A 21944-nucleotide genomic window follows, 5' to 3' on the forward strand; every position below is an offset into this window, starting at 1 on the left:
GATTTAATCGAGTGATAAGCAAAATATTAAAACAAACCATATGAGCAACAAGAAAAAAACAGCTTTCATTGCTTTTGCATCCCAAAAAGGAGGAGTTGGAAAAAGTACATTCACAACACTCCTTGCTAGCTTAATGCATTACCGGCTCGGCTATAACGTAGCGATTATAGATGCTGATTTTCCCCAGCATAGTATTTTAAAAATGAAGGATAGGGATCTCGCCTCAGTAATGAGCAATGAGCACCTTAAAAAACTTGCATACAAGCAGTTTACCAGTATTAATAAAAAGGCTTATCCAATTTTGAATTGTAAGGCAGAAGAAGCGTTAGACGAAGCGGATAAATTTGCAAAAGAAGTTTCTGTTACACCAGATGCCATCTTTTTTGATTTGCCCGGCACAGTTAATACTGTAGGAATCCTTAATGCATTGGCCGGCATGCATTACATTTTTACACCAATTTCCGCTGATAGAGTGGTGATGGAAAGCACACTGATCTTTTGCCAACTTCTAAACGATGTGATCATGAAAAGCGGCAAAACGAGTATTCAAAGCATTAATCTATTCTGGAACCAGGTGGACGCACGAGAGAGTACGCCACTTTACGCAGTATATAGCCAGCTAATCGAAGAATTGGGATTAAGCCTGATGCAAAGCCAAATTAAAAACAGTACGCGTTTTCGTAAAGAAAGTGAACTGGATAGTAAACAAGTATTCCGATCTACATTATTGCCAGCGGAAGAACGGCTGATGAAAAACTGTCAATTAGACCTTTTTGTGAAAGAGTTTTTAAAGATTACCAAACTATGAGTTATGAGTGCAAAGAAAAACGAAAATATCAACGAAGAAATGATGATGAAGTTAATGGTGGATGGTGTCAAAAAGGAAGGATTATCTGTAGCCCGCGATCTTACTGATGTCGGAGAAGAACAAGATGCAGAATTTACAGAGAAAACTAATGAAGCATCTAACATTAGCAAAGAAAAAATTAAGATTAGAAAGCAGGCAGCAGATTATGAAAAGATATTTTTAAAAAAATCCGATACTAATGCCAGAGATGGCAAAACAGCTTACATAAGGCCTGAATTTCATGAAAAGCTGTCCAGGATTGTAAATGTGATCGGTGAAGATAAGCTGAGCATTTATTCTTATATCGACAATGTATTGGAACATCATTTCCAAGAATTTGGCGAACAGATCATTAAATCATTTAACGATAAATACAAACCCATTCTTTAACCATGGAAACAATAATATTGATCTGCCTTTTACTGATAATCATTCTGCTACTGCATGATCGGTTTGATAGAAAAAATTATGAAATTCCAAATAAAGGAACTGAAAACCGCATAAAGGACATAGATGATATCATGGGGCCTCCCAAGACGCTGAACAACCATTATAAAGAGGAACCAACAGTGCCAGAGAACCATAAAGAAGTGCCTGAGGATAGTATGATTTCGGAAGCAGAAAGCGAGATGGAAGCAGGTACAGTAGTAGATTTTGAGGCAGAAGAAGAAGAGTGGCGTAATCAATCGTATTTTTTTGAGGATGCTGGTTTGGCAGAGGGCGTTACTTTCGAGGAGTTACAATCATTTACTGACTATGTTCAGAGTGACCACCATGAAAATGTACAAAATAACCAGTTGCTTGCTACGGCAAAAAAAATTCAGGGAACAGAACTATTCAGTTTGCTGGAAAGCTCCGTTGAGGGTGCTTCTAAAAGGATCGCCGAATTGCTGGATAGCACTTTGCACTCAACGCAACTCCAGGTGAAAGAAAGTCCAGATCAGTTCAATATTCAAAATTATCTATAGACTTAATAATAATTAATTATGGAAACTTTAGACATTGATCAGTTGTACGAACTAAGAGTAAAAAAGGGCATGTTACCTACCATTGATATTGCTGGACATACATTCTATGTTGATCTAAGGATGGACAAACTGAGGCCAAAAGATGATTTCCTCTCTAACGGAATTTTCTTCTCAGATATTGAAAACTATTTTGATGATGGTATTGAAAAATACGTTATTCCTTACAATCCAATTACGCGTGAATTTGTAGAACTTGATGATCAGATCACAGAGTATCCGAAGGACTTAATTGCGATAAGTTTTCCTCACCAATACACAATGGACCCGTTCGGCTTTAATCGCCAAATCGGTGCTGACTTAAAAGATGGCTTACCTTCATCAGGTCTGAGATTGAATTTTACGGCCAAAATTGTGCCCTGGAAAGAGACTTTTGTTGCCTATTTAATTGAATCCAACAAAAACGACGCAACGAAGAAGCCCTCCAATAATTCAAATACAGAAGAGAAGGCCTCCAAGAAAAAAAGGAAAGGGAAAAAAATATAGTAGTTATATCTTTTTGCTCAATTCGCTTTGTGATAAAGAAAAAGGCGAAAATGCTTTGCCTAAAAATATTTAATTAACTATTACGCTTTGATATAATACAATCCAGCGAGCAAACGCTGTTGCAACAAAAGCAGACGTAATATTTCGTCCTGATTTTTGATTAAAGCTTCAACAGTTGACTGATTTTTAGTAAAACCACTATTGGCACAATCTAAAAATTTATTGCTGTAATCTACATCTTTTAAAGAACTACCGTTTGTAACATCTTTCAATAGTTCTTCAAACGTTAGATCATAGAAAAGGCAAAGCCGCACTAAATTGTCCATTTTTGGTTTGCACAAATCACTTTCCCACCGACCGTATGCAACTTTTGTAACGTCTATTTGTATAGCCACTTGTTCCCGTGTCATTTTTGTTGATTCACGTAAACGTAAAATTTTAGTACCCAATGTCATAGCATTAATTTTATTTACAAGTTAAGAAATAAACTAATATAAACTTAGCGGTAAACTTTTGTATATCAATTTATCGATTCATCTTCATAATATTGAAATACAAAATTCAAATCCTACGAAAACATTTCACTTAAAAAATGCGGTGACCGCATTAAGGAGAAGTCAGATGAAAGATATTTACGCCGGTATAAAACCGCTTCCTATAAATGATGGCGGTAGTGAAGGCGGATACAGCGGGAAATACATGTGTTGCTGGACAGGAAGTGCCATTTGTAGTGCCTGTGAGACACATACTGCTCATGCAACTTGCATTTCTGGAGCTACTTTAACAGCCTGTTAATAACTATCATTGGTTATTCATAAATGAGTTGATATATTTATGTATCAGCTCATTTAATTTTAATCGTTACATGCAGTATTTAAAAACTTTAAATCAAAGAGTTATTTGCATACGGTCTTCTTTCTTGTTAGCTTACTTGTTGTTGTCGGTATGCTGTCAAAGTGCAAATATTAAACCCATTGTCGAACCTAATTACATCCTAAAAAACATTAGAAATTATCTTTATTATAACGAAATGTACTTAAAATTAAGTGAAAGTTTTGTTGCTATGGATATAAATGATAAAGCCATAACAAAAGAAAAGTTCCTTAAGGAAATGATGACAGCTAAATATGTACCGGTGCGAATGCGATCAGATAATCCTACATATAAGCTATATCCTATTAAATCAGTAGGCGATCCAATGATCCCACGTTTGATCGGAAGTTTAGGTAAGTTAAACTATACCTATTTTAAGATGGAGGGTCAGAAAATCCCATCACTAAGGCTTACTGATATTAATGGTCATTCGTACAATCCTTCCGATACCAAAGGAAGAATTATTGTTATGAAATTCTGGTATATCAGCTGTGTGATGTGTGTGAAAGAGATGCCAGTGTTAAATGATCTGGTAGACAGTTACAAACACAGTAAGAATGTGGAGTTTATAAGCCTTGCTTTTAATGATGCACCAAAATTAAGGGAATTTCTAAAAGAGCATCGGTTTCTTTACCCTGTTATTCCCAATATGGAAAGCTATGCCGAAAAACTAAAAATACCTTCTTTCCCTACACATCTGATTGTCCGTGATGGTAAGATTTTGAAGGCTGTAGGTAGCGCGCAGGAACTGATTACCGAGATGAAGAAACAGATTAAAAGTTGATAGATGCTATAAATGCAGGTCATTTCAATGATGTACTCTATGTTAACTCTATATGATGATAATCGAAATCTAAGCGTAAATTCTCCTTGATAAAATTTATATATTGTAAGTCATTCTTAGTTGCGGGATACTGGCCTACAACAATATGTTTTTTGGGTTTTACTTCATTACCTGATTGCGAATATAAAAGCAGTTGCCCCAAGGCATCCCTAACACATGCTGAAGCATAAGGAGCCGACTTGACTTCATAAAGGACTACATATCCAGGTTGGATAAGTTTTATATCAACATAATTTTCTTCCAAAATCACATTTTCCTTACCAAATTCTTCTGCCAGCGATTTTTCAAGTGCTTGCTGTATCTTATTATGTCTTTGTTCTGCTATATATGATCTAGTACCAATTCTCAATTGGTCAGCAGTATTACGAACTATAGCTGCCTTTCTTTCTTTTCGTTTATTGCCTTCCTTTATGAGGCGTTCTTCACTAGAAGGCTTTTTCAGATCTCTTCCGAATTGATCATACAGATGTCGCATATATGTATAGATATTCAAGTGGGCTGGTTTATTTAGAATCATCACTTCATGTATTTCATGTATTCGCTTTTCACTTGGGATCGACATGCCAAAGTGATGTGCTATTTTAAGTAAAACTTCACGTCTGAAGATTGGTATAAGGCGTTCATTAGAATACAGAAAAGCAATTTTCCATTTAAACAGATCAGGTAATTTTATGTCATTTATCTCATGAAATCTTCCCCTCTCTGCTAATAAAGCGATACGAATAATATCATTTTTTACATTATCGAAAACTTCAATGCTATTATCACCATAACCTTTCTGCCAAGAATATGTATCATCACATCTATAGTTTTTAGGTTTTTTAGAATTTGGATCTCGTTGATAAATACCAAATTTTATCGATGTCATTCCCTTATTACTCCCGAGCATCCGTGTTTTCGTTTCAATCCATTGGCAAAAAGTATCTTTATTGCCAAGACCAACATATTCTTCTACCGTAAGCCCATATAATTTATCCATTGGCCATCTGGCGAGAAATTGGTCGTGTAAATCTTCAAGTTCAGTAACTGTCATTTTGGATGAGATATTAATTTAAATTTTAATGGATTTTTTTTAAAACCCTTATTTAGTTAATGTAGTAGTTGGTTATATTCTTTTGATCTGATCAATTGTAAATCTTAGCCTCTCAATCAAATTATCATAAGTTAAAATTTCTACAACATTTTTATATTTTCTTTTAATCACTTCGAAATCATTCTTCTGATCAGCATTCAGACTGTTTTCTCTACCCATGACAATTAGTCCGCTTGGATTTGCTATTTTAATTTTAAAACCCGTAGGTAATTGTTCCTTAAATTTATCAGTTAAATTTTTTTCGCCATCTGTACTCCAGCGATTTAAGAAATAGATGTATTTCTCAATCTGCATTACTGTTCCAGACAATTCTCGAAGTGGAATATAATTATCACGATACAACCCCTTAGTCATTATTGCGTTATCAAATGGTTTCTTGATTTCAATAATATCTACATAGCCGTTTGAATCAATTAATAGAAGATCGAGCTGTTTATTTTTTATTCCATTAGATAGTTTTGCTTGAATAGTTACGGACTTGAATACTAAAATATATTTAGGATAAAGTAATTGTATAATTTGCAAAATTTCATCCTGCCACTGATTCTCATTGTATTCAGCTTGCTCTTTGAGCATTAAATCTAATTTTTGCAAAATGGTCTGATATTTTATTAGATCAACGTCCCGGAAAGTCTTTTTTAGGTTTGTACCTTTATTTGTTAATTTCTTATCTACATATTTTTGGTAGCTTTTTTCTGCATCTTTAGCCTCATCTAAATAATTTCTTATCACAGATGATATTCTTGCCTCAACATATTTTCTTCGTTCATAATCTGTAGGAAACAAAGTAAGAATCTTCTTATATTCATCTAGCGGTATAGCAGTTGGATATTCTCCATCGATGTAAAAATCGTTTGTCGAAATCTTCGAAATTACTTTAAATACAGATACATCTGCGTTTGCAACAAAATATTTGTTTTGGAAAGAAATTGCTTTGTGAATATAAATATCAAAATGATCAACTAGAATACCTCTTGTAATCCTCCAATAGTCTCCTTCAAGCTGGGCGAAACTAAAATATACCACAGGCTTTAAAAAAGGATCATGATAGTTTTCGTCATCTTCTTCCTCTTCGTCAATTAATTCTTCATTTTTTATAAGATGCTGTTGCTGAAAGTTATAGGTTCTTTTAAATTTAATGAAGCCTTTGCGTTTAATAGCTTCGCTGATCCAATCTACTGAACCGGTATAGTCTGCAGTGTATCTGAATAGAATATGGCTGTTTACTTCTATGAAATCAATCATTGTTCAGCTTAAATAGTTTAGTTATGTTCTCTCGGCGATCTAATTCAAACTTTATTGGATATAAGAAAAGCGACAGTTGTTAAACTTAAGAGTTATAGGTTGAGGAAGTCCGTTTATTAATCAATTCGCTAATTTATAAAATAAAAATTTATCAGCCATTAAAGGTCAAACAAGACCCAGGACTGCCAATATCTTAAAGCTCTTCTATTCTCGATGCAACTTTGTTTCCAGCCCGCGGTAAGCGGGGATTTTTTAACACAAAATCTTCAAGAAAATGGAAAAACAAAGGAAAAAAATTGCACTGGCCGGGGTTTTTATTCTCTCTGCTATTCGTGTGTTTGCGCAGGGTAACGGTTCCGCCGGAATACAGGAGGCTACACAGATGGTTACTTCGTACTTTGATCCGGCAACGAAACTGATCTATGCAATTGGTGCTGTGGTGGGATTGATCGGCGGAGTTAAAGTTTATAACAAATTCAGCTCTGGCGATCCCGATACTTCCAAGACGGCAGCGAGCTGGTTTGGAGCATGCATTTTTCTGATCGTCGCCGCTACCATTCTAAGATCATTCTTCCTGTAAAAAATTGCCTTATGAGTACATTTAATATCAATAAGGGTATCGGAAGAACCGTCGAGTTTCGGGGACTGAAGGCGCAATATCTTTTCATTTTTGCAGGTGGTTTGCTGGGAATCCTAATCCTGGTAATGGTAATGTACATGGCGGGTGTACATTCTTATATCTGTCTGGTCTTTGGGATCGGGAGTGCTTCACTACTGGTCTGGCAGACGTTCAGGATGAATAGGAAATACGGAGCTTATGGATTAATGAAGCTTGCAGCTAAAAAAAAGCATCCGCGCTACATCATTCGTCGGAAGGCACTTAGGGCAAGTATTAGACTAAATTCTAAGAGAGCTATGCCATGAGAAATACAGCCAAAGCCACCACCTTCGAGAGCAGATTCCCACTGCTTGCCATCGAAAACCATTGCATCATTTCTAAAGAAGGCGATATCACAGCCTGTTTCGAGGTGAAACTTCCGGAACTCTTCACGGTTGCAGCTACAGAGTATGAAGCGATGCACGCCGCCTGGCATAAAGCGGTGAAGACCTTACCTGATTATACCATTCTTCACAAGCAGGATTGGTATTTAAAGGAAAAATATGCTCCGGATTTAGAAAAGGAAGATCTGAGCTTTTTGGCCCGGTCCTACCAAATGCACTTTAATGAGCGTCCATTTCTTAACCACTATTGCTACCTGTTCATTACGAAGACCACCAAGGACAGGATGCGGATGCAAAGCAACTTCTCATCTTTATGCAAAGGAGTTCTGGTTCCGAAGGAAATCCGGGACAAAGAAGTGATCCAAAAATTTATGGAAGCGGTATCACAATTTGAAAGAATCATTAACGATTCAGGACTGATTACTTTAGAAAGACTGAGCGAAGAGAATATTTCTGGGTCTAAGGACAAACAAGGCTTACTGGATCAATATTTTACGCTTTCGCGAAACGCAGGATCTCCACTTCAGGATATCGCCATTGGCTCAGAGGAAATGAGGATCGGAAACCACCGGTTATGTCTGCATACACTATCAGATACAGATGACTTGCCCGGAAGTGTATCGACTGATTTAAGATTTGAAAAACTATCAACAGATCGGAGCGACTGCCGCTTATCCTTTGCAGCACCTGTTGGCCTGCTACTGAGCTGCAACCACATCTACAACCAATACTTATTCCTTGACAACAGTGAGGATAATTTACGGAAGTTTGAAAAGTCTGCCAGAAATATGCATTCGCTGGCCAGATACAGTCGAGCAAATCAAATTAATAAAGAATGGATTGATCGGTATCTAAATGAAGCGCATTCATTTGGGCTTTCATCAATCCGTGCGCACTTCAATGTGATGGCCTGGTCTGATGACCCGATAGAACTGAAGCAGCTGAAGAATGACACCGGCAGCGCCCTGGCATTGATGGAGTGCAAACCACGTCATAATACCATTGATGTAGCCACACTGTACTGGGCAGCGATTCCAGGAAATGCAGGCGATTTTCCTAACGAAGAAAGCTTTTATACCTTCATTGAACCCGCTCTATGCTTTTTTACTGAGGAAACGAACTATCAGAATTCACCGTCGCCATTTGGGATCAAGATGGCGGATCGACTTACAGGAAAACCGATTCATTTGGATATCTCTGACATGCCAATGAAGAGGGGAATTATTACTAACCGGAATAAATTTATTTTGGGTCCGTCGGGTAGCGGAAAATCCTTTTTTACCAACCATATGGTGAGGCAGTATTATGAACAGGGTGCACATGTACTTCTGGTTGATACTGGAAACTCTTACCAGGGACTATGTGAGTTGATTAAAGGTAAGACAAAAGGTGAGGATGGCGTTTATTTTACTTATACAGAGGAAAATCCGATTGCCTTTAATCCCTTTTATACCGATGATGGCGTATTTGATATCGAGAAAAGAGAGAGTATCAAGACATTGATTCTTACGCTTTGGAAACGAGATGACGAACCGCCAAAACGATCGGAGGAAGTGGCCTTATCAAATGCTGTAAGTGGCTATATCGAACGGATCAAACATGAAAATGAAAACCCCTCATTCAACGGATTTTACGCCTACGTTAAAGGTGCTTACCGGAAAGTACTGGAAGAAAAGCAGGTACGGGAAAAAGACTTTGACCTGGCTAATTTTCTCAATGTCCTGGAGCCGTATTACCGCGGCGGAGAATACGACTATCTGCTTAACTCCAATAAGCAAACGGATTTGCTTTCCAAACGCTTCATTGTATTTGAAATAGATGCGATTAAAGACCATAAGATCCTCTTTCCAATCGTCACGATCATCATCATGGAAGTTTTCATCAACAAGATGCGAAGGCTAAAAGGGATTAGAAAACTGATCCTAATTGAAGAGGCTTGGAAAGCCATTGCGAAAGAGGGAATGGCTGAATACATCAAGTATCTTTTCAAGACGGTAAGGAAATTCTTTGGTGAAGCGATCGTCGTGACGCAGGAAGTTGACGATATCATACAATCGCCAATCGTAAAGGAAAGCATTATCAATAACTCCGATTGTAAAATACTTCTGGATCAGCGCAAGTACATGAACAAGTTCGACGATATCCAGGCCATGCTTGGTCTCACGGACAAAGAGAAGGGGCAAGTCCTTTCCATTAACATGAATAATGACCCAAAACGACTTTATAAAGAAGTATGGATTGGACTGGGAGGAACTCATTCTGCTGTCTATGCGACCGAAGTTTCGACCGAGGAGTATTTTGCCTATACAACAGAAGAAACAGAAAAACTCCAGGTCCTGCAAATGGCTCAGGAACTTGGTGGAAACGTAGAATTGGCGATTAAAAGGATAGCTGAAGAACGCAAACAGGATTAGATACTTCAAAATATAAATTAAAATGTCAAAGGAAAAACTTGTACTGCAGATCGGCGAAAAAATGGCTCTTACGTACTGGCCGGATCAGGCCAGCCAATCTGATCTGGAATTTGCGGAAAATTGTAAACAGGCCGCAGCTTCAAACCCTGTCAGTTTACAGGACTTCTTTATAAGGCTGAATGCGCTGCAAAAAGCGAAAAAGCCTGAATCTCCAGGAAGGAGAAGAAAAATATAATTATCAATTAACCATTAACCATCAAAATTTTATACAATGAAAAAAATCATTTCAATGATGTTATTGGCAGTGCTTTTTGCCACCACATCACCTTTAAAAGCACAATGGGTCGTTACCGATCCGACCAATTTGGCCCAGAGTATTGTGAACAGTGCCCAAGAGATTGTGCAGACATCTTCTACCGCCTCCAACATGATCAACAATTTCAAGGAAGTGCAGAAAGTGTATAATCAAGGCAAGGAATATTATGACAAACTGAAGGCGGTCAATAACCTGGTAAAGGACGCGCGGAAAGTTCAGCAGACGGTACTCATGGTTGGAGATATCTCAGAAATCTATGTGACCAACTTTGGTAAAATGCTTAATGATAAAAATTTTTCCTCCAAGGAGCTGACCTCAATTGCTTTTGGATACTCCAAACTTTTAAACGAAAGCAGTAACCTGCTGAAGGATCTGAAACAGATCATTAATGCTTCCTCCATGTCTATGAATGATAAAGAACGGATGGACATTATTGATCAGGTGTATAAGGAGGTGAGCGAGTACCATAAACTTGTCCGCTATTATACCAACAAGAATATCTCAGTCAGCTACCTGAGGGCTAAAAAGAAAGGCGATGCACAGAACGTATTACAGCTCTACGGTACCTCTAATCAGAAATATTGGTAAAAAAAATTAGCATTATGGAATTTAATAATCTACATGAAGTGCTTCGCTTATTATATGACGAAATGCTTCCGCTATCTGCTACAATGGCTACTATTGCTAAAGGCGTGGCCGGACTCGGAGCCTTGTTTTACGTGGCGCTTAAAGTCTGGCAGGCATTGAGCAGGGCAGAACCGATCGATGTCTTTCCGCTACTGAGACCATTTGCTCTGGGACTTTGTATAATGTTCTTTCCTACTATTGTACTGGGGACCATCAATGCTGTTCTTAGCCCTGTAGTAAAAGGGACACATACCATGCTCGAAAACCAGGTGCTTGACCTGAATAAACTGCAGCAGCAAAAAGATAAGCTGGAGCGCGAAGCGATGCTCAGAAATCCGGAACAGGCGTATCTGGTAAGCGACGAAGAATTTGATAAAAAACTTGATGAGCTGGGTTGGTCGCCTGGTGATCTGGCTGCGATGGCGGGTATGTATATGGAACGACAAAGTTTTCAATTAGAACAAAAACTCAAAAATTTTGTACGTGACCTTCTGGAAATTATGTTTCAGGCAGCAGCGCTGGTAATCGATACTATCCGCACTTTCTTTCTGATTGTGCTTTCCATCCTCGGACCCATTGCCTTTGCGATATCCGTCTGGGATGGTTTCCAATCAACCTTAACCCAATGGCTTTCGCGGTATATAAGTGTTTATTTATGGCTTCCTGTGGCTGATATCTTCAGCTCCATGTTGGCCAAACTGCAATCTATGTTGCTGGAAAAAGACATTGAACAATTAGCTGATCCCAATTTCATTCCCGATGGATCACAGACGGTATACATCATATTCATGATCATTGGCATCATTGGTTACTTTACCGTCCCCACTGTAACAGGTTGGATCATTCAGGCGGGTGGAGCAGGAAACTTTACACGCAATATCAGCCAAATGGCACAACGGTCGGGGAATGTCGCCGGAGCGGGTGCGGGGGCAGTAGCAGGAAATATTGGAGGTCAACTTTTGAAATAATAATAATAAAGATTATGGAATTTAAAGTGTTAAGAAATATTGAATCGAGCTTTACGCAAATTAGATTATATGCAATCATATTTGCTTCAGTCTGCATTCTGATTACATGTTTTTCCATTTGGAAATCGTACAGTTTTGCGGAAACGCAAAGGCAGAAAATTTACGTGCTTGATAATGGAAAATCATTGATGATGGCCTTATCACAGGATGCCAGCATTAATCGGCCGGTGGAAGCGCGTGAACATATCAGAAGGTTCCACGAACTATTCTTCACGCTTGCACCCGATAAGAATGCTATTGAAAGCAATATGAAAAGAGCATTCGCGATGGCCGATCAGTCGGCATACCATTACTATAAAGACCTTTCGGAAAAAGGATATTATAACCGAATCATCGCCGGGAATGTGCAGCAAAGAATTGAGGTTGATAGTATCGAATGTAATTTCGATCAATATCCCTACGCTGTAAAGACTTATTCCAGACAGTTCATCATCCGTTCAAGTAATCTAACAGAACGAAGTCTGGTTACCAGCTGCATTCTAATAAATTCAGTGAGGTCCGACAGTAATCCGCAGGGATTTAACATCGAAAAATTCAGCGTACTGGAAAATAAAGATATACGCTCGGTTGAACGCTAAAATAGGTAAGGTGAAAGATGAACACGACTTGAGCGAATTTGCAGCCATCCTGGCCGCAAAAGGTTATGACAATAGTTTTTTGACTAACCAAGGATATCCGGATTCTTTAGAAAAAAGTCTAAGGAGGTATCTGGAAGCCTGCACCAGAGGTGAAGATCGGCTCACTGAAAACCTTACTTTAATGTGCTACCTGAAGTGGTCAGGAGAAGATAAACCTTATGTACAGTGCTATATGGAAGTAAAGTATCAGAACGAAAAATTTTGCCTCACCAAAATGAGAATTTCCAAAGGCTACTGCGGTGGAGGGTTAGGAAGGCAGGTAGCGGTCATCGTAGCCTCTACGGACATGATACCGGAGAAGTCAAATGCTGTTAGGATGGTGGATGAGCCGCGCTTTAAAAACAGGTTTGGTACACGAATGAGGTAAATTAATCGATAGCAATATGAAAAAGTTTCATGAAAATATTGAACAGTGGGGTAGTGCCATAGAAAACCGATGGAAATTAATTACTCCAACAAAGCAGAGAAAATACATTGTACTTCTTTTTACCATCTACTTGCTAATCACCATTGGGGCAATGCTTTTAGCGTGGCAAGAAGGGCGAGGCCGGCAAAAAGGTCCGGACAAATTAGAACATATCACCAATCCTTTACGAATACGAAAAAATTCAAAATCAAGGTTAAAGGTGATTCATTACATTAAAAATTATCAGTTATATGAAAGAACAAAGTAATATCAGGATTAGAGAACTGGGTAAGGAACCCAGTCCTGAAGAAAACGGACCTGAGAAAGGTAAGATTCAAAACATGAAAAAATATCTGATATTTTTCCTCATGGGAATTGTATGCCTTGGTTGCATGTATATGATATTCTCTCCTGCCGAAAAGCCTAAAGGTGGGGGTGATCAAGGTCTGAACGAAGTTGTTCCGATGGCATCTGTGGATGTTATGCAGGAAGATAAAGGTAAAGCCTACGAAAAAGAACTTATTGAGAAAAAACAGCAGGAAGAACGGAATTCACTAACAGCATTATCGGATTATTGGAATAATCAGAATCCCAGTTCTGCTCAGATAGAAAGTTCAGTGCCGGAAGCTAACGGACAGCAACAGGCAATAAGTAGCTATAAAAATGTACAGCATACACTGGGTAATTTTTACGAAAAAGAACCTTACGAAAGCAGCCAGTTGCGGGAGGAGCTGAATACTTTACGTTCCCAGTTGGCCCAAAAGGAAACGAAAACTGCTGACCCAGTGGCCAGCCAGATTGCACTGATGGAAAAATCTTATCAGTTAGCAGCAAAATACCTCCCTCCTAATGGCAAGGCCGGAAATTCTGAAAGCAAACCATTACAGGACACAAATGACCTATCAACGAAAAAAAACCGTCAACCGCTGTACCGTGCAAAACAGCAGGTTGTATCTGCCTTGTATCGGGAGCAGTCAGATAGCGCCTTTATTCAATCTCTAAATAATGGATTTATAACGGTGGGTCAGCAGGTTAGTAATGATAAGTTGGCGAACAGTATTAAAGCATGCATTGCATCGAGCCAAAAGATAAGCAATGATAGTCCTGTGCGCATACGGATTTTGCAAGCTGCCAGGTTAAAACATATCCTCATCCCGAAGGGGAGTATACTGGTTGGAGCTGCAAAATTTCAAAATACAAGGCTGCAACTTTTGGTTACTTCGGTCGAGGTCAGGGGAAATATTATTCCTGTAGAATTAACCGCGTACGATATGGAAGGTCAACCAGGTATTCAGTTACCCTATTCTGCCGAACGTAATGCACTTACAGAGGTTGTCGCTAATATGGGTAACACCGGGGGAACTTCAATTGCCCTCAGTTCAAACACAAATCAACAGCTGACTTCTGATTTAAGCCGGAGCCTAATCCAGGGAGTATCCGGATATTTTTCTAAAAAAGTCAGAATGCCGCAGGTCACACTAAAAGCCGGACTTGAGCTTTATCTCGTTTCAAAAAAATAACACATAAACAATATACTTATGAAGCAAATTAAATTAATCATGGTCATGATGATCCTATCGCTGAATCAGCTATTTGCGCAGACAGAAAGAGAGGTCGTTTCCGATTCGGCATCAGGTTCCAGATTAAATCTTGGTAAAATAGACCCATACTGGTTAACGGTTACCTACGATAAAACGACCCATATTATCTTCCCATCGAAAATAAAATATGTAGATCTCGGAAGCGAGCATCTGATCGCTGGAAAGGCAGATGAGGCAGAGAATGTTCTTAGAATTAAAGCAGCATCAAAAAACTTCCAGCCAGAGACTAACTTTTCAGTAGTTACTGAAGACGGAAAGTTTTACACATTTGATGTGTTCTACAGTGATTATCCCGAATCCTTGAGCTATGACGTTTTAAAGATGCAAAGAGCTGGTATCAAGAGTAATTCAGACAATGTAATGCTCGAAGATTTATCCGGCGATCAGGCACCATTGGTTGAAGCAGGGCTGAAGACCATCTATCAACACAACAAACGAGTAATTAGGCATATAGCGTCAGAAAATTACGGCATTACTTTTCAGTTAAAAAGCATTTACATCGGTGAAGGCAAATTCTACTTTCACCTCGAACTGCGAAATACCTCCAACGTATCCTATCCGATAGATTACATAAGCTTTAAGATCGTCGATCGCAAAACCGCAAAACGGACTGCTGTTCAGGAAAAAGATTTGGTGCCTCTCAGGATGTTTCTGCCACTTGATCCTGTTCCGGCTAATGGTGTCGAAAGAAACGTGTTCTTGCTCAATCAGTTTACCCTTGCGGATGATAAGATGCTCGTGATTGATGTGTTCGAGGCAAACGGCGGGCGACATCAGCATATCGAAATACAGAATGAGGATTTGATCCGGGCGAAACCGCTAAGTGGTTTAAAACTTATTTTCTAACTCTATAACCGATTCCTATGAAAATATATGTGATTATCATCATGATACTTTTAAGTGGTCAAAACCTGGTTAGGGCGCAACGCCTGATAAAAGGCCAGAGAGGCATTGAAACCGGAGCGGGACTTTTGGCCGACCGCCAACCGGATAAAAATAATTTCTTTACTTATCTCCTGCTGAGCATCAATAAGAGGAATGGCGCTTACCTATTCTACCAGGTAGAGTACAATCGTAAGAGCTACGAAGGGGAAAACTTTAATATTCCGGTAGAAACTTACCTGGGAAAAGTAGGCTATAGTTTTCCGCTTCTAACAGATCCAGCCAGAAATATTGGATTAAACCTCGGCATTGCCGGAACAGCGGGCTATTCAGACATCAACCGATCCAACTATACCCTTAATTCTGGCGCCGGGATTATCAATCGCAGTGGTTTCGTTTATGGGGCTTCGCTCACACTATCTCTGGAGGTATTTATAACTGATTACTGCCAACTACTGTTTCGGGGCAATACGGATATTCTGTTTGGCAGTTCTGTCAACCGCTTAAATCCGACAGCAGGTTTGGGAATCCGTTTCATTTTATAATCTAAATTTTAAGTTATGTACAAAGAAGAAAATCATTCTTATAAAACGAGGTTATTTGTTATCGCGCTATCCTCTGTAATGTTATTGCTAATGTTTTTTACCCACGCATGTAATAACGAAATTGAGATTCAGACCAGTTATCCTTTTGACGTAGAAGTGATGCCGGTACCCAAAGCAATTGCTAACGGCGAAAAGCTTCAGATACGTTGTCGGATTAAGGCTGAACAAATAGTGAAGAACACCAAATATTTTATTAGATATTTTCAGTCCGATGGAGAAGGTAAATTAATCATGGAGAACGGAGTAGTACTTAATGCAAACGACTCGTACCTCCTCCAAACTAATAACGGTTCTTTTTATTTGTATTATGTATCTACCTCCACTGTGGCACAGTCGTTAGATGTATGGATATACGACAGTAATGGTAATGAAAAGAAACTCAGTTTCCAATTCACAGTAAAATCTTAGTGTTGTAGTTTAGACATCCTTGTTCATTAGGGGCGCCAGTTGGTCGCCCCTTTTTCATTTTTACACTTATAGGGCTACAACCATAAATTGCGTTCTCTATCCAAGTTGTATCTTGGAAAGCTATTCCGATGCAAGAGAGGAAATAAGTGATAGATAATCACATCCGTAAAATCCCGGAGGCAAAAACCGTAAATTCACGGATTGCTTTACATTTTTAGAAGGAATACATTTGCAATGCAAAAACATAAACAGTTCCCATGAAAATCAAAATCTTTCCCTCATTCTCACAATTCGAGTTCTAAGTCAAAAAAATTGTATCTAGAATTGCTTAATTAGATCTTACGGCAACCTTGTCGCGCATTACGGAGCCTATTCTCCGGTATTTAAAAATTGCTGAAGCCCCCATATCAGCTTAAAACAATAAACTAATTCTTATGAAAAAAATCTACATCGCTGCTGTAAGCCTATGCGCTATTGGTTTGCCAGGGCAAAAGCTGCTCTGGCAGAAGGACATTAAATCTTCTACTCAGGATTTCCTATCACAGGTAACTACCACCATTGATCAGCAGTACTTAATTACCGGCAGTTCAATCCAATCAGAAAAACGTATTGCTGGAACCAATCAAAACAATGGTTTCGATTATCACTTGGTTCAGTTAAATCAAGCTGGAGAACAGGTCTGGGAAAAATATTTTTCAGGGCAGAACCACGATTTTCTTTCTGCTACAGTAAATACACAAGAGGGAGGATATCTTCTTGCAGGAACGAGTTTTTCGGGCAAAGGCCTGGATAAAAAGGATGATTCTAAAGGTGGCAGTGATTTTTGGCTCATAAGGCTTGGAAGCGATGGACAAGAGATATGGCAGAAAACCATCGGTACTGCCTCGGACGAGGAAGCTAAAGCAGTGGTACAAAGCACCGATTTAAACTTTTTTGTTGCAGGGAATGTCCAGAACTCAGAGAAAGGTTACGGCTCCAAAGATGCATTAATAGTCCGTTTAGACAAAGATGGGAAGGAACTTTCTCAATTGATCTTAGGAGGCAAGGGATTGGACGAAGTGGAAAAAATGATTCCTACTATAGACGGTGGTGTTTTGGTAGGGATGTATTCAAGAAGCTCACTTAATGGATCAAAGAAAACTGAAAACTACGGCGAAGGCGACTACTGGGTAGTCAAGCTGTCAAAAGATAACAAGGTCGAATGGGAAAAGAATTTTGGAGGTAAAGCAGACGATCATATAAGGACCTTAGCCCTGACTTCTACCGGCTATCTCATCGGTGGTGAATCCAGATCTGAAAGATCGGGAAATAAGGTGGTTGGTACACAGGAAGGGACTGATATCTGGCTGATCGCGTTAAACTCGATAGGAGATCAGGAGTGGCAAAAATCCTACAACTTTAAGAACCGCGATGTACTGATGGGCATGAGCGTGCTTCATTCTTCCGATGATAAAACCACAAAAGGTATTTTACTGGGCGGTTACACTCAGGCAGAAGGAAGGATAGAATCCAATGATGAAAAATTCTGGATGCTGTATGTGGACCAGCATGGCAATGAACAGTGGCGCAAGCATGTGAAGGGAGAATCCAGCAAGAAAGAGGAAAGGTTATCAGATATTAAGCTGAACCGTGACGGCTCCATTATCCTGGCAGGAACCAGTGCAGAGGAATTAGGAAAGGAAAACTGGAAGATCGTGAAGCTTGGCGACAGCCAGATTGATGAGCTGATTGAGAAGGCGGATATTAAGATCTACCCGAACCCGGTCTCAGATTACGCGTACGTAGAAATAGGGCTTGAGGACCAGAGAGCTGGCGTGTTTGATGCTGAGATCAGCGTATATGATATGGGCGGAAGGCAGCTTCAGAGCATCAGGACTAAAAACAAGGTGACGAAGATCAACACCCAGGCCTTGGTGCAGGGCGCTTATCTGGTGAGTGTTAAAACTAATGACAATAAAACGGCAAGTGCTAAACTAATAAAGAAATAAAACTCAGATGAAAAAAACTATTTCAACAGCATTATTGACGTTGATTACGATATCAGCCCACAGTCAAATCAATCCGGGTGGATATGTACAGAATAATGTCAATAGCATTGCTCCTAAATCAGCTGATGTTGCAGCCTTATTCAAATATAATGAAACTCCCATATCCTTATATACAGGTATTCCAAATATAAATATTCCTTTATATACCATCAAGGAAGGAGATATCGAAATTCCTATTTCTATATCATATCATGCAGGAGGAATAAAAGTAAGTGATGAAGCTTCATCTATTGGTCTTGGATGGTCCTTAAACGCAGATGGTAGAATATCCCAGGTTATGGGAGGATCAAATGATTTTAGTACAGACGGGTATTATAATGTTTATTCCAAAAGCCTAGGTAGCCTGGTTGGAAGCGTATCGAATTGTCCTACGTTACCTTGGAATACTAGTACACAGACTAATGCCTTTTATTCAGATAATTTTATAGCGATTCGAGACAATAGTGCTTTATATAGAGGTTGGGATTTCCAGCCAGATTTATTTATGATTAATCTGCCAAATAAATCTTATAAAGCATATCTAGATATGCCGAAGTCCTCCCAGTCTAATTCGGTGAAATTTGCCATATCTGAGCAGGCTAATATTGATTTTAAGTTAATTGGTTCTCCAAGTTCCGATGGATCGTATAATTTTCAGGTTACTGATGAAAATGGCATAAAATATTACTTTGAAAAAACAGAGATTACAATACCAATGCCGGGCTGGAATTCAATTTCTGGACTTTCAAAGCGATTAACTATGATGGAAGACCCGAAAGGAAATTCAATAAGTTTTGTATATTCTAGTAATGTCAATAATTATAGGTTAGCAGGATCAAAAAATACCAGAACAGATTTTACATATCCTGTCAATACCAATAAGCATTTTGAAGTTCAAAACGGACTGACGGATTATAGTAAACAATCTGTAGAAGAAAGCTATCTTGACAGAATAAATTTCAGTAACGGTTCAGTAGTCTTCACCTGGTCTGACAGAGAAGATATATACAACTCCAAAAAATTGACATCAATCAAGGTTTTTAGCAATCAGCAATTAATCAAAGAATACGATTTCAACTACGATTATTTTATTGCGACTGATAATTTAGAAACCAGCTCAGTCGCCACTTGGTTAGGCGCACCCAACAATAAAATATTTACCCATAGGCTCAAGTTAACGGGAATTAAAAATCCGCTGACTAATGAAAATTATTCTTTCGGATATAATACCAATTATAATCTTCCGAATAAACTGAGTTTTTCAGCTGACTTCTGGGGATATTATAACGGCCAACCCAATAGTGATACATTTATTCCAAGTCCGGATAAATATGTCAAAGGCCAAAATGTTTTTAATGTTACTTCTTTTAGTAAAGATTTAAATAATTATTGGTATGAAGCAACAGGAGTAAGCGCGCAATACGGTGACGGGCACTTCAGGATTTATAAGGACTATTCACCTGATGGTAAACACTTTCTTTCAGATCGAAGGGCATCCATGTATTCTCTGGCAGGTATGCTCACCACCATTACTTATCCTACAGGTGGGAAAGTAGAATATGAGTTTGAGCCCAATACCTTTTCCAATTTTCCATTGCAGTCGCTAGTAAATGATAACACCAACCGTCAGGTAGCTACAAACTCTTCAATCAATAATATTAATGGAACCATATATTTCAATAATAATCCTACTAATTTTAGTGTCTCAGGAAATAATGTGAATATCAGACTGTATGGTCATTTTGGATTCTATTATTTATCCACAGCCTCAGATAATGTTAAAAATTCCTATTGGATTTATATCAAGGATAAATCCACAGGTCAGACTATAAAAAAAATATTCAACCCAAACGTTGGATCATTACAAAATAATCTAATTGCTGAGACCATCATTTTGCAAGCAGGCTCTTATGAGATGGGTACGTCCAATAACGGTGATTTTGATTTCGGCAAGATAAACTCTAGCGGAAGCAATGCAGTATTGAATTCCTGTAGCGCAAAATACAATGAGGAGAAAAGCATTATTAACGGTGTAGAACATAATTACAGTTCTGGTGGGGGTATAAGGATCAAAAGCATAAAGGCAATAGAGAAAGATGGTACACCGCCAATTATTAAAAATTATATCTATGACGAAATAACGGATAATGGCACTAAAATAACATCCAATGGGAATTTAGCGGATTTCCCAAAATTCTATGAGATTGAGAATAGATGCTTCGAGGAAAATGTTTACGGAGGCGCCTCTACCCAGTTTCGATATAAATCGAATCCAAACTGTACCCTTACCCCAACAAACTCAAATTCAACACCATTCAAAGTATCAGTGTATGAGGCTACACAATCTCAGGGAGCCTCAACTCTTCCACAAGGAACCCATGTAGGCTATTCCAAAGTCACAGAGCAACAGACAGGAAGAGGAAAAACGGAAAGTTTTTTCCTTAATAATTATACCCAAAGTTGTATTAACATGGCAGCTAGAGGAAATGCCCTACTTATTGGAGATGGAGACATTTTAAAACAGGTCATTTATGACAACGATAATAATAAGGTAAAAGAGACTACTTATTCTTACAAATACAATTATCCGGATAATTTAAATACCTATTCTATTCCATCTTATATTTTAGATCCGATTACTAATTATGTAACTGAATTTAACGGAACTGTTTCCAATGAGTTCGGAAACCTTTCCTATCCACTATTTGGCGGAATTATCCATAATTATTCGATTAATTTGTATAGATCATTATTGGAGGCTACCTTAATCAGAGAATATTTCCCTTCAGGTTCAAATTCATATACGGAGACGAAGATCAATAACTCCTACAGTAATAAATATCTTCTGACCAAACAGTCAACTCTTTTTCCAAACAATATTCAGCAAAGCACAAATTATAGCTATGCCCACGAGAAAGGAAACCAGCTAATGATAGATAGGAATATGGTTGAAATACCGTTAGAGAAATTGATTTCGCAGACATCAGGTAACAATACACAGACCTTATCGCACTATGAAACATTTTATCCTACATCCATACCAACACCACAATCAGGAAATTTAGTCGTTCCATTATCTGAGAAATTGTATGATAAGCTCGGAAATGCTTCTTACATAGACATGACCTATGATAAATATGATACGAAGGGCAACCTTCTTCAATACACGACAGATGATGGCACACCGGTAAGCTTTATTTACGGATACAATGATACCGAAGTCATTGCAAAGGTAGAGGGAATGAAATATGATGACCTGGTTGCAGCGGTATCACCGGCTACCATAATTTCCGCTTCCAATGATGATGCATCAGACCCAACCAAAGAAAATCTTTTACTTGATGCTTTGAGTAATTTTAGAAAAGATGATACACTGAAAGGAAAACTGGTTACTACCTATACCCACGACCCTTTGATCGGGGTAACATCTGTTACTCCGCCATCCGGCATCAGGGAAGTCTATCAGTACGATGATTTTGGCAGGCTGAAAGAGGTAAAAGTCCGGGAAAAAGATACAACCGGAAACTATGTGCTGCGCACTATTAAAAACTACAATTACAACTATAAACAATAACGG

The 21944-nt window shown here is 38.6% G+C and carries 23 protein-coding genes; 20 read left to right on the forward strand and 3 right to left on the reverse strand.

The window, feature by feature from the left end; genetic code table 11:
* The first annotated feature begins 40 nt into the window (after positions 1 to 40).
* The 4 genes from ACK1I8_RS07485 to ACK1I8_RS07500 are packed head-to-tail and all read left to right on the forward strand — an operon-like array spanning position 41 to position 2358.
* On the forward strand, positions 41 to 808 hold the full coding sequence (locus ACK1I8_RS07485) for a ParA family protein (protein ID WP_412468708.1): 768 nt from the start codon (positions 41 to 43) through the stop codon (positions 806 to 808).
* A gap of 3 nt (positions 809 to 811) precedes the next feature.
* On the forward strand, positions 812 to 1237 hold the full coding sequence (locus tag ACK1I8_RS07490) for a DUF3408 domain-containing protein (RefSeq protein WP_412468709.1): 426 nt from the start codon (positions 812 to 814) through the stop codon (positions 1235 to 1237).
* Between the two features lie 2 nt (positions 1238 to 1239).
* Positions 1240 to 1815, forward strand: coding sequence for a conjugal transfer protein TraD (locus ACK1I8_RS07495; RefSeq protein ID WP_412468710.1), 576 nt, complete (start codon positions 1240 to 1242; stop codon positions 1813 to 1815).
* Between the two features lie 18 nt (positions 1816 to 1833).
* Positions 1834 to 2358, forward strand: coding sequence for a hypothetical protein (locus ACK1I8_RS07500; RefSeq protein ID WP_412468711.1), 525 nt, complete (start codon positions 1834 to 1836; stop codon positions 2356 to 2358).
* An 80-nt stretch (positions 2359 to 2438) separates the two neighbouring features.
* Here ACK1I8_RS07500 and ACK1I8_RS07505 read toward each other — a convergent pair whose 3' ends face one another.
* A complete protein-coding gene (locus ACK1I8_RS07505) occupies positions 2439 to 2813 on the reverse strand; it encodes a helix-turn-helix domain-containing protein (RefSeq protein WP_412468712.1) in 375 nt (124 codons plus the stop codon).
* A gap of 575 nt (positions 2814 to 3388) precedes the next feature.
* Here ACK1I8_RS07505 and ACK1I8_RS07510 point away from each other — a divergent pair.
* The gene (locus ACK1I8_RS07510; protein ID WP_412468713.1) at positions 3389 to 4015 is read left to right on the forward strand and encodes a TlpA family protein disulfide reductase; all 627 of its coding nucleotides are present in this window, start codon (positions 3389 to 3391) and stop codon (positions 4013 to 4015) included.
* A gap of 37 nt (positions 4016 to 4052) precedes the next feature.
* On the opposite strand, the gene ACK1I8_RS07515 is transcribed toward ACK1I8_RS07510, so the two are convergent.
* Positions 4053 to 5108 carry a hypothetical protein gene (locus ACK1I8_RS07515; RefSeq protein ID WP_412468714.1) on the reverse strand — a complete coding sequence of 352 codons (1056 nt, stop codon included), beginning with the start codon at positions 5106 to 5108 and terminating at the stop codon, positions 4053 to 4055.
* A gap of 72 nt (positions 5109 to 5180) precedes the next feature.
* On the reverse strand, positions 5181 to 6413 hold the full coding sequence (locus ACK1I8_RS07520) for a Shedu immune nuclease family protein (RefSeq protein WP_412468715.1): 1233 nt from the start codon (positions 6411 to 6413) through the stop codon (positions 5181 to 5183).
* A gap of 274 nt (positions 6414 to 6687) precedes the next feature.
* On the opposite strand from ACK1I8_RS07520, the gene ACK1I8_RS07525 reads away from it, so the two are divergent.
* The 15 genes from ACK1I8_RS07525 (at position 6688) to ACK1I8_RS07595 (ending at position 21941) form a co-directional block, all read left to right on the forward strand.
* Positions 6688 to 6993 carry a DUF4134 domain-containing protein gene (locus tag ACK1I8_RS07525; protein WP_412468716.1) on the forward strand — a complete coding sequence of 102 codons (306 nt, stop codon included), beginning with the start codon at positions 6688 to 6690 and terminating at the stop codon, positions 6991 to 6993.
* An 11-nt stretch (positions 6994 to 7004) separates the two neighbouring features.
* The gene (locus ACK1I8_RS07530) at positions 7005 to 7337 is read left to right on the forward strand and encodes a DUF4133 domain-containing protein (protein WP_412468717.1); all 333 of its coding nucleotides are present in this window, start codon (positions 7005 to 7007) and stop codon (positions 7335 to 7337) included.
* On the forward strand, positions 7334 to 9829 hold the full coding sequence (locus ACK1I8_RS07535; protein WP_412468718.1) for a TraG family conjugative transposon ATPase: 2496 nt from the start codon (positions 7334 to 7336) through the stop codon (positions 9827 to 9829). The genes ACK1I8_RS07530 and ACK1I8_RS07535 overlap by 4 nt, the downstream gene beginning before the upstream one ends.
* Before the next feature lie 22 nt (positions 9830 to 9851).
* Positions 9852 to 10064: a hypothetical protein gene (locus tag ACK1I8_RS07540; RefSeq protein ID WP_412468719.1), complete on the forward strand. Its 213-nt coding sequence runs from the start codon at positions 9852 to 9854 to the stop codon at positions 10062 to 10064.
* Positions 10065 to 10100: 36 nt separating this feature from the next.
* Positions 10101 to 10733, forward strand: coding sequence for a DUF4141 domain-containing protein (locus ACK1I8_RS07545; protein WP_412468720.1), 633 nt, complete (start codon positions 10101 to 10103; stop codon positions 10731 to 10733).
* Positions 10734 to 10747: 14 nt separating this feature from the next.
* A complete protein-coding gene (gene traJ / locus ACK1I8_RS07550) occupies positions 10748 to 11740 on the forward strand; it encodes a conjugative transposon protein TraJ (protein ID WP_412468721.1) in 993 nt (330 codons plus the stop codon).
* Between the two features lie 14 nt (positions 11741 to 11754).
* A complete protein-coding gene (gene traK / locus ACK1I8_RS07555; RefSeq protein ID WP_412468722.1) occupies positions 11755 to 12378 on the forward strand; it encodes a conjugative transposon protein TraK in 624 nt (207 codons plus the stop codon).
* Positions 12379 to 12388: 10 nt separating this feature from the next.
* Positions 12389 to 12805 (forward strand): hypothetical protein, encoded by a 417-nt coding sequence (locus ACK1I8_RS07560; protein WP_412468723.1) that lies wholly within the window; start codon positions 12389 to 12391, stop codon positions 12803 to 12805.
* A 16-nt stretch (positions 12806 to 12821) separates the two neighbouring features.
* Entirely contained in the window at positions 12822 to 13112 is a 291-nt protein-coding gene (locus tag ACK1I8_RS07565) for a hypothetical protein (protein ID WP_412468724.1), read from the forward strand.
* Positions 13096 to 14364 (forward strand): conjugative transposon protein TraM, encoded by a 1269-nt coding sequence (gene traM, locus ACK1I8_RS07570; RefSeq protein WP_412468725.1) that lies wholly within the window; start codon positions 13096 to 13098, stop codon positions 14362 to 14364. Before ACK1I8_RS07565 ends, traM begins: the two co-directional genes overlap by 17 nt.
* Before the next feature lie 18 nt (positions 14365 to 14382).
* A complete protein-coding gene (gene traN, locus ACK1I8_RS07575) occupies positions 14383 to 15291 on the forward strand; it encodes a conjugative transposon protein TraN (RefSeq protein ID WP_412468726.1) in 909 nt (302 codons plus the stop codon).
* 17 nt (positions 15292 to 15308) lie between these two features.
* Complete coding sequence (locus ACK1I8_RS07580; RefSeq protein WP_412468727.1) at positions 15309 to 15872, forward strand: conjugal transfer protein TraO; 564 nt, start codon at positions 15309 to 15311, stop codon at positions 15870 to 15872.
* Between the two features lie 78 nt (positions 15873 to 15950).
* The gene (locus tag ACK1I8_RS07585; RefSeq protein WP_412469358.1) at positions 15951 to 16340 is read left to right on the forward strand and encodes a TraQ conjugal transfer family protein; all 390 of its coding nucleotides are present in this window, start codon (positions 15951 to 15953) and stop codon (positions 16338 to 16340) included.
* Positions 16341 to 16774: 434 nt separating this feature from the next.
* Positions 16775 to 18328, forward strand: a complete 1554-nt coding sequence (locus tag ACK1I8_RS07590) for a T9SS type A sorting domain-containing protein (protein WP_412468728.1) — start codon at positions 16775 to 16777, stop codon at positions 18326 to 18328.
* A 7-nt stretch (positions 18329 to 18335) separates the two neighbouring features.
* Positions 18336 to 21941 (forward strand): hypothetical protein, encoded by a 3606-nt coding sequence (locus tag ACK1I8_RS07595; RefSeq protein WP_412468729.1) that lies wholly within the window; start codon positions 18336 to 18338, stop codon positions 21939 to 21941.
* Positions 21942 to 21944: the final 3 nt, after the last annotated feature.

The sequence above is a fragment of the Pedobacter sp. KLB.chiD genome (assembly GCF_047040275.1).
Classification (GTDB): Bacteria; Bacteroidota; Bacteroidia; order Sphingobacteriales; family Sphingobacteriaceae; genus Pedobacter.

Coding starts and splice junctions, on each gene's coding strand:
- ACK1I8_RS07485 (WP_412468708.1), top strand. CDS start 41: ATGAGCAACAAGAAAAAAACAGCTTTCATTGCTTTTGCATCCCAAAAA.
- ACK1I8_RS07490 (WP_412468709.1), top strand. CDS start 812: ATGAGTGCAAAGAAAAACGAAAATATCAACGAAGAAATGATGATGAAG.
- ACK1I8_RS07495 (WP_412468710.1), top strand. CDS start 1,240: ATGGAAACAATAATATTGATCTGCCTTTTACTGATAATCATTCTGCTA.
- ACK1I8_RS07500 (WP_412468711.1), top strand. CDS start 1,834: ATGGAAACTTTAGACATTGATCAGTTGTACGAACTAAGAGTAAAAAAG.
- ACK1I8_RS07505 (WP_412468712.1), bottom strand. CDS start 2,813: ATGACATTGGGTACTAAAATTTTACGTTTACGTGAATCAACAAAAATG.
- ACK1I8_RS07510 (WP_412468713.1), top strand. CDS start 3,389: ATGTACTTAAAATTAAGTGAAAGTTTTGTTGCTATGGATATAAATGAT.
- ACK1I8_RS07515 (WP_412468714.1), bottom strand. CDS start 5,108: ATGACAGTTACTGAACTTGAAGATTTACACGACCAATTTCTCGCCAGA.
- ACK1I8_RS07520 (WP_412468715.1), bottom strand. CDS start 6,413: ATGATTGATTTCATAGAAGTAAACAGCCATATTCTATTCAGATACACT.
- ACK1I8_RS07525 (WP_412468716.1), top strand. CDS start 6,688: ATGGAAAAACAAAGGAAAAAAATTGCACTGGCCGGGGTTTTTATTCTC.
- ACK1I8_RS07530 (WP_412468717.1), top strand. CDS start 7,005: ATGAGTACATTTAATATCAATAAGGGTATCGGAAGAACCGTCGAGTTT.
- ACK1I8_RS07535 (WP_412468718.1), top strand. CDS start 7,334: ATGAGAAATACAGCCAAAGCCACCACCTTCGAGAGCAGATTCCCACTG.
- ACK1I8_RS07540 (WP_412468719.1), top strand. CDS start 9,852: ATGTCAAAGGAAAAACTTGTACTGCAGATCGGCGAAAAAATGGCTCTT.
- ACK1I8_RS07545 (WP_412468720.1), top strand. CDS start 10,101: ATGAAAAAAATCATTTCAATGATGTTATTGGCAGTGCTTTTTGCCACC.
- traJ (WP_412468721.1), top strand. CDS start 10,748: ATGGAATTTAATAATCTACATGAAGTGCTTCGCTTATTATATGACGAA.
- traK (WP_412468722.1), top strand. CDS start 11,755: ATGGAATTTAAAGTGTTAAGAAATATTGAATCGAGCTTTACGCAAATT.
- ACK1I8_RS07565 (WP_412468724.1), top strand. CDS start 12,822: ATGAAAAAGTTTCATGAAAATATTGAACAGTGGGGTAGTGCCATAGAA.
- traM (WP_412468725.1), top strand. CDS start 13,096: ATGAAAGAACAAAGTAATATCAGGATTAGAGAACTGGGTAAGGAACCC.
- traN (WP_412468726.1), top strand. CDS start 14,383: ATGAAGCAAATTAAATTAATCATGGTCATGATGATCCTATCGCTGAAT.
- ACK1I8_RS07580 (WP_412468727.1), top strand. CDS start 15,309: ATGAAAATATATGTGATTATCATCATGATACTTTTAAGTGGTCAAAAC.
- ACK1I8_RS07585 (WP_412469358.1), top strand. CDS start 15,951: ATGTTATTGCTAATGTTTTTTACCCACGCATGTAATAACGAAATTGAG.
- ACK1I8_RS07590 (WP_412468728.1), top strand. CDS start 16,775: ATGAAAAAAATCTACATCGCTGCTGTAAGCCTATGCGCTATTGGTTTG.
- ACK1I8_RS07595 (WP_412468729.1), top strand. CDS start 18,336: ATGAAAAAAACTATTTCAACAGCATTATTGACGTTGATTACGATATCA.